Source organism: Kitasatospora sp. NPDC001261, from assembly GCF_042896795.1.
Lineage (GTDB): Bacteria > Actinomycetota > Actinomycetes > Streptomycetales > Streptomycetaceae > Kitasatospora.
This window is the reverse complement of record NZ_JBIAXP010000010.1, coordinates 53,363-66,438: the sequence shown is the minus strand read 5'-3', so window position 1 is coordinate 66,438 and position 13,076 is coordinate 53,363. Positions and strand designations below refer to the sequence as shown.

The following is a 13,076-nucleotide window of genomic DNA, read 5'->3' as shown; positions in this document are numbered from 1 at the left end:
TTCAGGGAGTGTGGGCCAGAACGGGCGACTGCGGTCCGAGGACCGGCAGCCGCTTCTCGAAGGGGAGCGGGCCGATGGTCAGCGGATCGGCCGAGACGTCGAACAGCGGGGTGTAGCCGGCCGCCAGGTAGAGGTTCCTGGCCTCGGGCTGGCGCGGCCCGGTGGTGAGGTAGAACCGGCTGTAGCCGGCCGCGACGGCCGTCCGCTCCAGCTCGGCCAGCACCCGGCGGGCCAGGCCCCGGCGGCGGTGCGCGGAGTGCGTCCACATCCGCTTCACCTCGGCGGTGCGCTCGTCGTAGCGCTTGTACGCGCCGCCGGCCACCGGTTCGCCGTCCTCCAGCAGGAGCAGCAGCACGCCGTGCGGCTCGGCGAAGGCCTCGCCCGGGTAGCGGGTCATCTCCTGGTGCGCCTCGGGGCCGTACCGGGTGACGTACTCGTGGGTGAGCTCGCGCAGCAGCGGTTCGACCAGGGGGTCGTCGACGGACGCCTTGCGGAACTCCCACCCGCCGGCCGCGCTCACGCCTGCGCCGCGATCAGCTGGTGGCGGTCGCGCTCGGCGCGCTCGGCCCGGGCGGCCCCGGCCTTGGCGGCGTCCCGCTTGGCGACCTCCTCGCGGACGATCGGGATGACGTACCGGCCGAAGTCGATCGCGTCGTCCAGCAGGTGGTAGCCGCGCGCGGAGAGGATGTCCACACCGAGGTCGTAGTAGTCGAGCAGCGCCTGGGCGACCGTCTCCGGGGTGCCGACCAGCGCGTTGGAGTTGCCCGCCCCGCCGGTGGCCGCGGCGGTCGGGGTCCACAGCGCGCGGTCGTAGCGCTCGCCGGCCTCGGCGATCTCGATCAGCCGCCGGGAGCCGGTGTTCTCGGGTGTCACGGCCTCGGGGGTGGTCCCCGGCCGGTCGGCGCCCCGGCGGGCCCGGATCGCGGCCACCGTCCGGTGTGCCTTCTCCCAGGCCAGCGCCTCGGTCGGCGCGATGATCGGCCGGAACGCCACCTGGATCCGCGGCACGTCGGTGCGCCCGGCGGCCCGGGCCGCCTCCCGCACCCGCTCGATCTGCTCGGCGGTGCGGGCCAGCGGCTCGCCCCACAGGCAGTAGACGTCCGCCTCGGCGCCGCCGGCCGCGTAGGCCGCGTCCGAGGAACCGCCGAAGGAGACCCCGGGGCGCGGCTGCTGCACGGGGAAGACGTCGGAGACGAAGTCGTTGAAGCGGTAGTGCGGTCCCTCGTGGTCGAAGGGCTCCCGGCTGGTCCAGGCCTTCTTGACGATGCCGATGTACTCGCGGGTGCGCTCGTAGCGCTGGTCCTTGGTCAGGAAGTCGCCCTCGCGCTGCTGCTCGTGGTCGTTGCCGCCGGTGATGAAGTGGACGGTCAGCCGGCCGTCGCTGATCCGGTCGAGCGTCGCGAAGGTCTTGGCCGCGAAGGTCGGGTAGGAGACGTTGGGCCGGTGCGCCAGCAGGATCTGGAGGCGGTCCAGGTGCGAGGCGAGGAAGGCCGCCGCGGCCGCCGGCTCGGGGGCGCCGGCCCCGTACGCGAAGAGCACCCGGTCCCAGCCGTGGTCCTCGTGCGCCCGGGCCAGCCGCAGGGTGTAGTCGCGGTCGAAGGCGGCGGTGGTGCGGGCGGTGGTCTCCGAACCGTCGCCGGTGGCGGCGATGCCGAGGAATTCGACGGGCATGGCGGAACCTTTCGGGGTGGGTGGAGGTCCGGTGGACCGCGGGTGGGCGGCACCGGAGGCGGCCGCGGCGGGGCGGCCGTCGGGCGGGTGACGGTGGGAGGGGTGCGGGAGCGGAGGTACCGGACGACGGGAGGGCCGGAGCGCGGGAGGGCCGGAGCGCAGTGCGGGGTCATCGGCGGCAGCGGGGGCCTGACGCGTCGCCGGTCGTCGACGACGGATCCGGCCGCGACGGGGCGGTCCGAGGGAGGGCTCTCCCCGCCGGGGGATCAGGCCGGACGGGCGGCCCGCTGCCGGGTCAGCCGCGACACGCCGCGGACCACACCCGACCGAAGTCGATGTGGTCGCGGGTGACCAGGGGCTGCTCGGCGTACATGGCCCCAAGTTGAACAGTCGGCCGATCGGTACGTCAACCATCCATCATTGCCGCACTGTTGCGATCTCCTGTCGGTTTTTCGACGCGCTTCGACGAAGCCCTCCGGCACCCCCGACCACCCTTGACAGCCGTCGATCGCGCGTGCGTACGATCGACGCGGAGTGCAGTGCCACGCGCCGGCCGTGTTGAGGGACACGGGCCGCCGCCCCCGTACGTGACCACCGCCGTACCTCTCCCCGCCCGCACTCCGCCCAGGAGCCGCCGCCATGGCCACCCCGCAGGACGTCCTGCCCGCCCCCGCCCTCCTCGACCGCCCCGACGCGCCGCCCGCCCCCGAGGCCCGGATCGTCGCCCGCCGCAAGCCCGGCCAGTGGGCCGCGGCCGCCGTCGCCCTGCTGCTGGCCGCGATGGCGGTCAACTCGGTGGTCCGCAACAAGGCCTTCCAGTGGAGCGTGGTCGCCGACTGGTTCACCGCCCGCTCCGTGCTCGACGGCCTCGCCCTGACCCTCTGGCTGACCGCCGCCACCCTCGCCCTCGGCTTCGTGCTCGGCACCCTCCTCGCCACCATGCGGCTGTCCGACAACCCCGTTCTGCGCACGCTCAGTTGGGGCTACATCTGGGTGTTCCGCTCCACCCCGCCACTGGTGCAGCTGCTGTTCTTCTTCAACATCGGCGCGCTCTACCCGACCCTCGGCCTGGGCATCCCGTTCGGCCCCGAGTTCGTCACGGTCAAGACCGTCAACCTGATGGGCCCCACCCTCACCGCCGTCATCGGCCTCACCCTGCTGGAGACCGCGTACGCCGCCGAGGTGATCCGCGGCGGCATCCTCTCCGTCGACCGCGGCCAGCTGGAGGCGGCGGCCGCGCTCGGGCTCGGCCGGTGGCGGGTGCTGCGCCGGATCGTGGTGCCGCAGGCGATGCGGGCGATCGTGCCGACCGCCGGGAACATGCTGATCGGCGCGCTCAAGGGCACCAGCATCGTCAGCGTGCTGGCCGTCTCCGACCTGCTCTACTCGGTGCAGCTGGTCTACCTCCAGTCGTACCAGGTCATCCCGATGCTGATGGTCGCCACCATCTGGTACCTGGTGGTCACCACCCTGCTGTCCATCGGCCAGTACTACGTGGAGCGCCGCTTCGCCCGGGGCGCCACCCGCGACGGCCTGCCGCCCACGCCGCTGCAGCGGGCCCGCGCGGCCCTCGTCAAGGTGGTGCGGGCATGACGGAGCTCGTCATCGTCGGCGCCGGCCCGCGCGGCACCGGGCTGCTGGAGCGGATCGCCGCCAACGCCGCCGAACTCCTGCCCGCCGAGCGGCCGTTGGCGATCCACCTGGTCGACCCGTACCCGCCGGGCGCGGGCCGGATCTGGCGCCACGACCAGTCCCCGCTGCTGCGGATGAACTCGATGGCCGAGGACGTCACCATGTTCACCGACGAGCGCTCCACCCTCGAAGGACCGGTCCGCCCCGGCCCCTCGCTCGCCGAATGGGCGCCCCGGCAGGAGGAGTTCGCGCCCTACCGGGAGGTCGCCGACCCGGCCGTCCGGGCCGAGCTGCGCACCCTCGCCCCCACCGACTTCCCCACCCGCCGGGCCCAGAGCGCCTACCTGGACTGGGTGTTCCGCCGCGCCGTCGCCGAGCTGCCGGCGCACGTCACGGTCACCGTCCACCGCGACACCGTCCACCGGATCGAGGGCCCGGCCGACGGCCCGCAGACCGTCCGCCTCGGCGACCGGACCCTCGCCGCCGACCACGTCGTGCTCACCCTCGGCCACCTCGACTCCGTCCCGCACCCGCGCTACGCCGCCGACGCCCGGTTCGCCGCCCGGCACGGCCGCTTCCACCTCCCGCCCGCCTACTCCGCCGACGCGGCCGACGACCTGGCCGCCCTCGCCCCCGGCGAACACGTGGTGCTGCGCGGCCTCGGCCTCGCCTCGGTGGACCTGGTCGCCCTGCTCACCGAGGGCCGCGGCGGCCGCTTCGAGCCCACCGGGGACGGGCCCGCGCTGCGCTACCACCCCTCCGGCCGCGAGCCGGTGCTCCACCTCGGCTCCCGGCGCGGCGTCCCGTACCACTCCAAGACCGGCTACCGGCTCCAGGGGCCGCCCGCCCCGCTCCCCCGGTACTTCGACGAGGCCGCCGTGGACGCCGTGCTCGCCACCGGCGGACAGCTCGAACTGCGGCGCGACTTCTGGCCGTTGATGGCCAAGGAGATCGCCTTCGGGCACTACCACGAGCTGTTCCACGCCCACCCCGGGCGCACCGCCCTGCCCTGGCCGGAGTTCCTCGCCCGCTACGACCGGCACGCCTGGTACTCCCCCGAACTCGCCGCCCTGGTCGCCGAGGCCGTCCCCGACCCGGCCGACCGGATCGACTTCGAACGGCTCGACCACCCGCTGGCCGGGCTCGAACTCGGCACCGACGAGGAGCTCCAGGCGCACCTGCGCGGGTACGTCACCGCCGACGCCGACCGCCGCGCCGACCCCGCGCACAGCGCCGACCTCGGCGCCTTCCTCGCCCTGCTCTCGCTGTTCGGCCGGCTCCCCCGGGTCGTCGCCAGCGGCCGGCTCACCGCCCGCTCCCTCGCCGAGGAGGTGGACGAGTGGTTCTTCGGCTACTTCAGCTTCCTCGCCTCCGGCCCGCCCGGGTTCCGGCTGCGCCAGCTGCTCGCCCTCTCCGAGGCCGGGGTGGTGCGCTTCCTCGGCGCGGACGTACGGATCGAACGGGACGAGGCGAGCGGCACCTGGCGGGCCTCCGGCGCCACCGTGCCCGGCCACCACGTCACCGCGACGGCCCTGGTCGAGGCGTACCTGCCCAAGCACGCGCTGGCCCGCACCCTGGACCCGGTGCTCGGCGAACTGCACCGCACCGGACGGATCGTCGAGGAGGTGGTCACCGACCCGGACTACACCCACCGCTCCGGCCTGGTCACCATCGCCGCCGCCGACAGCCGGCTGCTGGACCCGGCCCTCGGCGGCGCCCCGCACCCGCGCCGCACCGCCCTCGGCCCGCACACCAGCCTGCGCGCGGCCGCCGCCTTCGCCCGCCCCCGCACCGACGCCCCCGGCTTCCGGCAGAACGACGCCGCCGCCCGCGCCCTGCTCCGGGCCCTGGCCGCGCTCCCGGCGGCCGCCCCGGCGCTGGCGGCGTGCGCACGGTGACGGCGGTATCGGCCTGAGCACCGCGGCACCGGCGTGGCCTGAGCGCCGTGGCGGCGGCGCTCAGGCCCCGAAGATCTCCTCCACCAGGTCCTCGTCCGAGACGTGGTCCGGCGCGTCGAACACCACGTCCGCGACGCCCTTCAGGCCGATCCCCCGGTCCAGCGCGTCCATGCAGGCCCGGGCCTGCTCGTCGGTGGCGAAGTCCCACACCCGCAGCCGCCGCACCAGCACCAGCGCCTCCATCGGGCTCATCCGCGGCGTCCGGCGGCGCGGCCCCGGCCCCTTGCGGCCGGCCTCGGCCAGCTGCCGCTGGTAGCCGGCCAGGTCCTGCCAGGCCTGCACGGTGCTCGGGTGCTGCTCGCCCAGCACCCGGACGAGGTCCGGCAGCAGCCCGTGCAGCTGGATCACCGCGCCCTGCGGGTCGCCCCGGTTGGCCTGGTGCAGCGCGAGGTCGTGCCGGGCCTTCAGGACCCGGGGGTCGTACGGGCCCCAGGCGGCGTGCAGGTCGGGCAGCAGCTCGTGCATCAGCCGGATCGTGGTGATCGGCGCACCGCTCTCGCCGACGCACCAGACCAGGTGGTAGCGGGCGCCGAGGGTGTCCGGGTCGAGCGGGCCGAGCGCCGAGCGCATGTCGCCCACCAGGGCGGTCAGCAGCCGGATCGCGCCGTTCAGGTCCCCGGTCCGGCTGAGGTACCAGGCGAAGTCCCGCCAGGTGCACAGGGTGTCCCGGTCGCTCGCGCCGAGCACGGTCACGCACTCCTGGGCGACGGTCTGCAGGAGCATCGCCGACTCGCCGGCCGTCGCCGCCCGGTAGGCGGCCGACCGGCGCTCGCGCAGCCCGGCCCGTACGGCCTCGGAGGGCGGCGCGGCCGTCACCGGCGGCGTGGTCAGCGGCGGCAGCACCGACGGGACGGCGGGCGGCGCGGCGGGAGCGGGAACAGCGGGCGCGGGAACGGCGGGCGGCACGGTGGGCGGGGGAACGGCGGGCGCGGGGACGACCGGCGGGGCGCTCGGCGGAGGCGGCACCACCGGCGCCGGCCGCTCCACCACCGTCGGCACCGGCGCCGGCGCACCCGCCCGGCCGCCCGCCCAACCGGCCAGCTCGGCGAGCCGCCGCTCGACCGTACGGGCGTCGGCCGGCCGGTCCGCCGGGTCCTTCGCCAGCAGCTCCGCGACCAGCCCGGCCACCTGCGGCGGCAGCCCGAACTGCGCCGGGTCCAGCGGCGCGGGCACCTCGTTCAGGTGCTGATACATCAGCACCGGCGTCGAGTCCCCGCCGAACGGCCGTGCCCCGGTGAAGAGTTCGACCAGGACGCAGCCCAGCGCGTACAGGTCGGCCCGCCCGTCCACCCGGCCGCCGGTCCACCGCTCGGGCGCCATGTACGCCGGGCTGCCGACGATCGTCCCGGTGGTGGTCAGCCCGCCCGCGCCGGTGTCCAACTGGGCGATGCCGAAGTCCAGCACCTTCAGGTGCCCGGCGTCGGTGATCATCACGTTGTCCGGCTTGATGTCCCGGTGCACCATGCCCGCGTCGTGCGCGGCCGCCAGCGCGCCGCTGATCTGCCGCCCCCAGCGCAGGCTGAGCCCGGGCTCGGGCACCCCCGCCTCCAGCACCTCGGTGAGGGTGCGGCCGGTGAGCAGCTCCATCACCAGGTAGGTGACCTCCTCGCCGCCGAGCTCGCACTGCCCGAGGTCGTGCACCGTGACGATGTGCGGGTGCGAGAGGTTGCCGGCCGCGCCGGCCTCCCGGACGAACCGCAGCGCGGCCTTCGCCCGGTCGCCGCCGTGGTGCCCGATGACCTTGACCGCCACCGGCCGCCCCATCCGGGTGTCCTCGGCCCGCCACACCACCCCGAACCCGCCCTGCCCGAGCTTCTCCACCAGCTCGTACCGGCCGTCCAGGACGTCCCCGACTCGCACGCGCGCTCCCCTCCCGCCATGACGCCCAGACTCTACCGACGCCGGCCGCCGCCCTTCGCCCCGCCGTCGCCCCTCCCCGCCCGCCCCCTCCCCCGGCCCCCGGCCAGGTGGAAGGATGGAATCGAACCCCCGCACGAAGGCGGCGGTACGCACCAGCAGAGCCCGAGGAGAGCGGCCATGGCCAAGCAGGCCCCGCAGAGCGACCCGGCGCAGGACGCCCCCGAGGTGTCCGCGCCCCAGCACGCCGCCGCCGGGCTGCCCGCCGTCGGCCACAGCCTGCGGATGGCCGCCGAGCAGATGGGCGCCCGCCGCACCCTGGCCACCCTGCTCAAGGTCAACCAGCAGAACGGCTTCGACTGCCCCGGCTGCGCCTGGCCGGAGCCGGACAAGCCGCACACCGCCGAGTTCTGCGAGAACGGCGCCAAGGCCGTCGCCGAGGAGGCCACCGAGCGCCGCGTCCGCGCCGAGTTCTTCGCCGCCCACCCGGTCGCCGACCTGGCCGAGCGCTCCGGCTACTGGCTGGGCCAGCAGGGCCGGCTCACCCAGCCGATGCTGCTGGACGAGGGCGCCACCCACTACACGCCGGTCTCCTGGGACGACGCCTTCGCGCTCGTCGCCGAGGAGCTGAAGGCCCTGGACACCCCGGACGGCGCCGCCTTCTACACCTCCGGCCGGACCAGCAACGAGGCCGCCTTCGCGTACCAGCTGTTCGCCCGCCGGCTCGGCACCAACAACCTGCCGGACTGCTCCAACATGTGCCACGAGTCCTCCGGCTCGGCGCTCACCGAGACGCTCGGCGTCGGCAAGGGAAGCGTCAGCCTGAAGGACCTCTACCAGGCCGACCTGATCATCGTGGCCGGCCAGAACCCGGGCACCAACCACCCCCGGATGCTCTCCGCGCTGGAGCGCGCCAAGCGGGCGGGCGCCACGATCGTCAGCGTCAACCCGCTGCCGGAGGCCGGCCTGGAGCGGTTCAAGAACCCGCAGCACGCGCGCGGCCTGGTCGGCCACGGCACCAAGCTGACCGACCTCTTCCTGCAGATCCGCCTCGGCGGGGACCTCGCGCTGTTCCGCGCGCTGAACCGGATCGTCCTGGAGCAGGACGGCGTCGACCGCGACTTCGTCGCCGAACACTGCTACGGCTTCGAGGAGTTCGAGGCCCAGGCGCGGCGGACCGACCGCGCCGAGGTGCTCGCCGCGACCGGCCTGCCCTGGGAGCAGATCGAGGAGCTCGGCCGGCTGGTGCTGAAGTCCGAGAAGATCATCGTCTGCTGGGCGATGGGCCTCACCCAGCACAAGCACGCCGTGCCGACCATCCGCGAGGTGGTCAACTTCCTGCTGCTGCGCGGCAACGTCGGCCGCCCCGGCGCCGGGGTCTGCCCGGTGCGCGGGCACAGCAACGTCCAGGGCGACCGGACGATGGGCATCTTCGAGCGCCCCGGCGACGCCTTCCTGGACGCCCTGGGCCGGGAGTTCGGCTTCGAGCCGCCGCGCGAGCACGGCCTCGACTCGGTGGACACCATCCGCGCCATGCGCGACGGCCGGATCGGGGTCTTCTTCGCGATGGGCGGCAACTTCGTCGCGGCCACCCCGGACACCGAGGTCACCGAGGCCGCGATGCGCAACTGCCGGCTGACCGTCCACGTCTCCACCAAGCTCAACCGCTCGCACGTGGTCACCGGCGCCCGCGCCCTGATCCTGCCCACCCTCGGCCGCACCGACCGGGACGTCAGCGCACGCGGCGCCCAGTTCGTCAGCGTCGAGGACTCGATGGGCCAGGTGCACGCCTCGCGCGGCGGCCTGCGCCCGCCGGCCCCCGGCCTGCTCTCCGAGACCGCGATCGTCTGCCGGCTGGCCCGCACCGTGCTCGGGCCGCGGGACACCGTGCCGTGGGAGGACTTCGCCACCGACTACGACACCCTGCGGGACCGGATCGCCCGCGTCGTCCCGGGCTTCGAGGACTTCAACGAGAAGGTCCGCCGCCCCGGCGGCTTCACCCTGCCGCACGGCCCCCGGGACACCCGCACCTTCCCGACCGCGACCGGGAAGGCCAACTTCTCCGTCAACCCGCTGACCGCCCCCGAGGTCCCGCCGGGCCGGCTGCTGCTCCAGACCCTGCGCTCGCACGACCAGTACAACACCACGATCTACGGCCTCGACGACCGCTACCGCGGCATCAAGGGCGGCCGCCGGGTGGTCCTGGTCAACCCCGCGGACGCCGAGGAGCTGGGGCTGACCGACGGCGGGTACGTCGACCTGGTCGGCGAGTGGAGCGACGGCGTGGAGCGCCGCGCCCCGCACTTCCGGGTCGTCCACTACCCCGTCGCCCGCGGCGGCGCGGCGGCCTACTACCCCGAGACCAACGTGCTGGTACCGCTGGACTCCACCGCCGACATCAGCAACACCCCGACCTCCAAGGCGGTCGTGATCCGCTTCGCCCCCGACAGCGGCGCGTAGCCGTCCCGGACAGCACGGAGGCCGCCCCGCGTCCGGTGACGTGGGGCGGCCTCCTCGTTGCCTGTCCGGCGCGTCAGTGCGTCGGGGTGCCCAGCGGCAGCGTCGCCGTCGCACTGCCCGCGGCCGTGGCGGTCGCCGAACCGGTGCCGCTCGGGCTCCCCGTCGGGGTGCCCGTCCCGGTCGGGGTGGGCGTGCCGGTCCCGCTCGGGGTGCCCGGCCCGGTCGGCGTCCCCGTCGGGGTCGTGGTCGGCGTGCCGCCGGTCGGCGTCCCCGGGTCGGTCGGCGTACCGGTCCCGCCCGGCGTGCTCGGCGTGCCCGGGTCGGTCGGCGTGCCCGGCACGGCCGGCGGCGTCACCGTGCCGCCCGTGGCCGGCGGGGCCGGCACCTGGTTGGCCGGGCTCGGCGCGATCGGCGTCACGGAGTCCCAGTTCGCCGGGAGGTCGGGCACCTTCCAGGCGCCGCCGGCCTCGTCCGCCGCACCGGTCGGGTCCGGCCGGACGGCGCCGAGGATCGGCATCGAGCCGATCGGCGAGATCTTGATGAACGCCCCGGGCCGCGGCGCCTGCACGATCAGCCCGCCACCGATGTACATCCCGATGTGCGAGGCGTCCTGGAAGTACACCACCAGGTCGCCGGGCCGCAGCTGGTTGAGCGCCACGTGCGGCAGCTGCGCCCACTGCTCCTGGCTGGTGCGCGGGATCGGCCGGCCGGCGTGCAGCCAGGCCTGCGAGGTGAGGCCCGAGCAGTCGTAGGCGTCCGGGCCGGTGCCGCCCCACAGGTACGGCTTGCCCACCTGCGCCAGCGCGAAGGCGATCGCCCCGCGCCCCTGCTGGGAGGGCGTGCGCTCGCCCTTGCCGAGCGCCCCGGAGGCGAGGAACGCGAGCTGCGCCTCGTCCGCCTTGGCCTTCTCCAGCTGCTCCAGCTCGGCCCGCTGGGCGCCGGTCAGGGTGGCGACCGTCTGCTCGACGGCGGCCAGGTCGGAGGCGGCCTTGGCCTTGGCCGCGTCCTGCTGGGCGACCAGCGCCTGGGAGGTCTTCAGCGCCTCCTCGGTCTGCTTCTTCAGCCCGTCCAGCGCGTCCCGGTCGCTCTTCAGCTTGTCCAGGAACTCCGACTGCGAGCGGCTGGCCGAGGCGAGCAGCTCGGCGATGACGACCGCCTCGTACGGGTCCTTGGAGAGCAGCAGCTCGGCGTAGGCCGAGGCGGACCCGTTGCGGTACTGCGCGGCGGCGAGCTGGGAGGCGATGTCGGTTCCGGCGTCGACCTGCTTCTGCTGGCGGTCCTGCCGGCCCTGGAGGTCGGTGAGCGAGGTCTGCTGCTCCGCCGCCTTGGCGACGGCGCCGTTGTACTGCTCGGTGGCGGCCTCGGCGCTCTGGTACAGCGCGTGCAGCCGGTCGAGCAGCGGGCCGAGGGTGGCCTTGGCGTCGGCGAGCGGGTCCGCGCCGGCGACGACCTGCCCGGCTCCCGGGTCGGGTGCGGCCCAGGCGGCCGCCGCGCCGACCGGCAGCGCGAGCGCCGCGGCCGCGAGGACGGCTCCGCAGCGCAGTGCCGCCCGTACCCAGGGCCGTACGTGTGCCGTCTCCGCTCTCTGTCCCGCCCCGCCCATGGCTGGTCCTCCCCGCCGCGCACTGCCCCTGTCCCGGCTTCCCGGATCCCGCAGATCCTCCCACGGGTTACTCACCGGAAACAGGGCGCATGCGGACTGGGAGGTTAATTCTCGATTGACCTGTGAGACAGCTCTCAGCAAACCGGGTCGAACCGGCGCGTTCTTCGCTAATGTCCAGTTCAGCGCGCCGTATGTCACCCCGACGAAACCCAGTGGTCACTGCGAGTCAACCATTGGAACCACGATTCCCGGCCCAGTTCACCTTCCGTTTACCAAGCAGACCTACGGTCGCGACGTCACCAACGTCCGTGCGACAACTACGACGATTGTTTGGGTATGGAACACATCTCGTTCCTGGTAGCCGTTGTGATCATCACGGCGCTCGCCTTCGACTTCACCAACGGGTTCCACGACACCGCCAACGCGGCCGCCACCGCGATCGCGACCGGGGCCCTTCGTCCGAAGGTCGCGGTCACCATCGCGGCCCTGCTCAACTTCGCGGGCGCGTTCCTGTCCGTGAAGGTCGCCACCACCATCTCCGGCGGCATCGTCAACGAGAAGGCCGGCGTCCATCCCGAGATCATCTTCGCCGCACTGGCCGGCGCGATCCTCTGGAACCTGCTGACCTGGCTGCGCGGCCTGCCGTCCAGCTCCTCGCACGCCCTGTACGGCGGCCTGATCGGCGCCACGATCGTCGGCGTCGGCACGAGCGGCGTCAACTTCGACACCGTGGTCACCAAGATCCTCATCCCGGCCGTCGCGTCCCCCTTCGTCGCCGGACTGGCCTCCTGGGGCGCCACCAAGCTGGCCTACGCGATCACCCGCAAGGGCAACACCGCGACCACCGAGAAGGGCTTCAAGACCGGCCAGGTCTTCTCCTCCTCGCTGATCTCGCTCGCGCACGGCACCAACGACGCCCAGAAGACGATGGGCATCATCACCCTGACCCTGGTCTCGGTCGGCGCCCTACCGCACGGCGCGCTGCCCCCCACCTGGGTGATCGTCTCCGCCGGCGCGGCGATCGCGCTCGGCACCTACATGGGCGGCTGGCGGATCATCCGCTCGATGGGCAAGGGCCTGGCGGACATCCGCCCGCCGCAGGGCTTCGCCTCCGAGTCGGCCGCCGCGACCGTCATCCTGACCTCCTCGCACATGGGCTTCGGCCTCTCCACCACCCAGGTCTGCTCCGGCGGCATCATGGGCGCCGGCCTCGGCGGCCCGAAGGGCGAGCTGCGCTGGAGCCTGGTCCGCCGCATGGTCTACACCTGGGGCCTGACCCTGCCGGCCGCCGCGGTGGTCTCCGGCGGCGCCGCCCTGCTGGCCGAGCAGGGCAGCTGGGGCGTCGCCCTGGTCGGTGCCGTGCTGGTGGCCGGCGCGGCCGCGATGTGGGTGATCTCCCGCCGCCAGCCGGTCGGCGCGGACAACGTCAACGACGTCGACGTCACCCCGGTCGAGGTCGCACCGGCCGGTACCGCGAACGCCCCCACCCCCGCCTCGACCACCGTCGCGGCCTGAGCGCCACCGGCTGAGGAGCACTCACCATGCACATCAAGTGGAACGCCCTGGCCCAGACCGCCGGTCTCAGCTTCGGCATCACCGTCGCCGTGGTCGCCGTCTTCGCGCTCGGCATCCTGGCGCTGTCCCGCCGCGAGGCCGCGGTGAGCGCCGCCGGTACGGGCGAGGGCACCGCCGGGGCCGCGGGCGGCGGCCGGCTGGCCCTGGCCGGCGCGTACGTCTGCTTCGCCCTGTGCGGCGGGGTCGTCCTCTACGGGCTGTCCCTGATCGCCGGCCACTAGCCACCGCACGCGCCGCGCACGACGGAACGGGCCGGGGAGTGTCTCCACACTCCCCGGCCCGTTCGCGCATCCCTGCCCGCGGTCGGTCCCGCCGGCCGG

Annotated in this window: 9 protein-coding genes; 5 read left to right on the top strand and 4 right to left on the bottom strand. The window is 74.5% G+C overall.

The window, feature by feature from the left end; genetic code table 11:
• Window position 1 precedes the first annotated feature (1 nt).
• Both ACFY4B_RS15495 and ACFY4B_RS15490 read right to left on the bottom strand, forming a co-directional pair.
• Window positions 2-520 carry a GNAT family N-acetyltransferase gene (locus ACFY4B_RS15495; RefSeq protein WP_049655459.1) on the bottom strand — a complete coding sequence of 173 codons (519 nt, stop codon included), beginning with the start codon at window positions 518-520 and terminating at the stop codon, window positions 2-4.
• Complete coding sequence (locus ACFY4B_RS15490) at window positions 517-1,671, bottom strand: LLM class flavin-dependent oxidoreductase (RefSeq protein ID WP_117489518.1); 1,155 nt, start codon at window positions 1,669-1,671, stop codon at window positions 517-519. The genes ACFY4B_RS15495 and ACFY4B_RS15490 overlap by 4 nt, the downstream gene beginning before the upstream one ends.
• A gap of 639 nt (window positions 1,672-2,310) precedes the next feature.
• Here ACFY4B_RS15490 and ACFY4B_RS15485 point away from each other — a divergent pair.
• Entirely contained in the window at window positions 2,311-3,264 is a 954-nt protein-coding gene (locus ACFY4B_RS15485) for an amino acid ABC transporter permease (RefSeq protein ID WP_387968260.1), read from the top strand.
• Window positions 3,261-5,201, top strand: a complete 1,941-nt coding sequence (locus ACFY4B_RS15480) for an FAD/NAD(P)-binding protein (protein ID WP_387968258.1) — start codon at window positions 3,261-3,263, stop codon at window positions 5,199-5,201. The genes ACFY4B_RS15485 and ACFY4B_RS15480 overlap by 4 nt, the downstream gene beginning before the upstream one ends.
• A gap of 60 nt (window positions 5,202-5,261) precedes the next feature.
• On the opposite strand, the gene ACFY4B_RS15475 is transcribed toward ACFY4B_RS15480, so the two are convergent.
• Window positions 5,262-7,121, bottom strand: a complete 1,860-nt coding sequence (locus tag ACFY4B_RS15475) for a protein kinase (protein ID WP_387968256.1) — start codon at window positions 7,119-7,121, stop codon at window positions 5,262-5,264.
• A 177-nt stretch (window positions 7,122-7,298) separates the two neighbouring features.
• Between ACFY4B_RS15475 and ACFY4B_RS15470 the strand changes: the two genes are divergently transcribed.
• The gene (locus tag ACFY4B_RS15470) at window positions 7,299-9,578 is read left to right on the top strand and encodes an FdhF/YdeP family oxidoreductase (RefSeq protein ID WP_387968254.1); all 2,280 of its coding nucleotides are present in this window, start codon (window positions 7,299-7,301) and stop codon (window positions 9,576-9,578) included.
• A 73-nt stretch (window positions 9,579-9,651) separates the two neighbouring features.
• Here ACFY4B_RS15470 and ACFY4B_RS15465 read toward each other — a convergent pair whose 3' ends face one another.
• Window positions 9,652-11,181, bottom strand: coding sequence for an NlpC/P60 family protein (locus ACFY4B_RS15465; protein WP_387968252.1), 1,530 nt, complete (start codon window positions 11,179-11,181; stop codon window positions 9,652-9,654).
• 336 nt (window positions 11,182-11,517) lie between these two features.
• On the opposite strand from ACFY4B_RS15465, the gene ACFY4B_RS15460 reads away from it, so the two are divergent.
• Together ACFY4B_RS15460 and ACFY4B_RS15455 are read left to right on the top strand one after the other, a co-directional pair.
• Window positions 11,518-12,696 (top strand): anion permease, encoded by a 1,179-nt coding sequence (locus ACFY4B_RS15460; protein WP_380776537.1) that lies wholly within the window; start codon window positions 11,518-11,520, stop codon window positions 12,694-12,696.
• Between the two features lie 26 nt (window positions 12,697-12,722).
• Window positions 12,723-12,977, top strand: coding sequence for a hypothetical protein (locus ACFY4B_RS15455; RefSeq protein WP_049658085.1), 255 nt, complete (start codon window positions 12,723-12,725; stop codon window positions 12,975-12,977).
• Window positions 12,978-13,076: the final 99 nt, after the last annotated feature.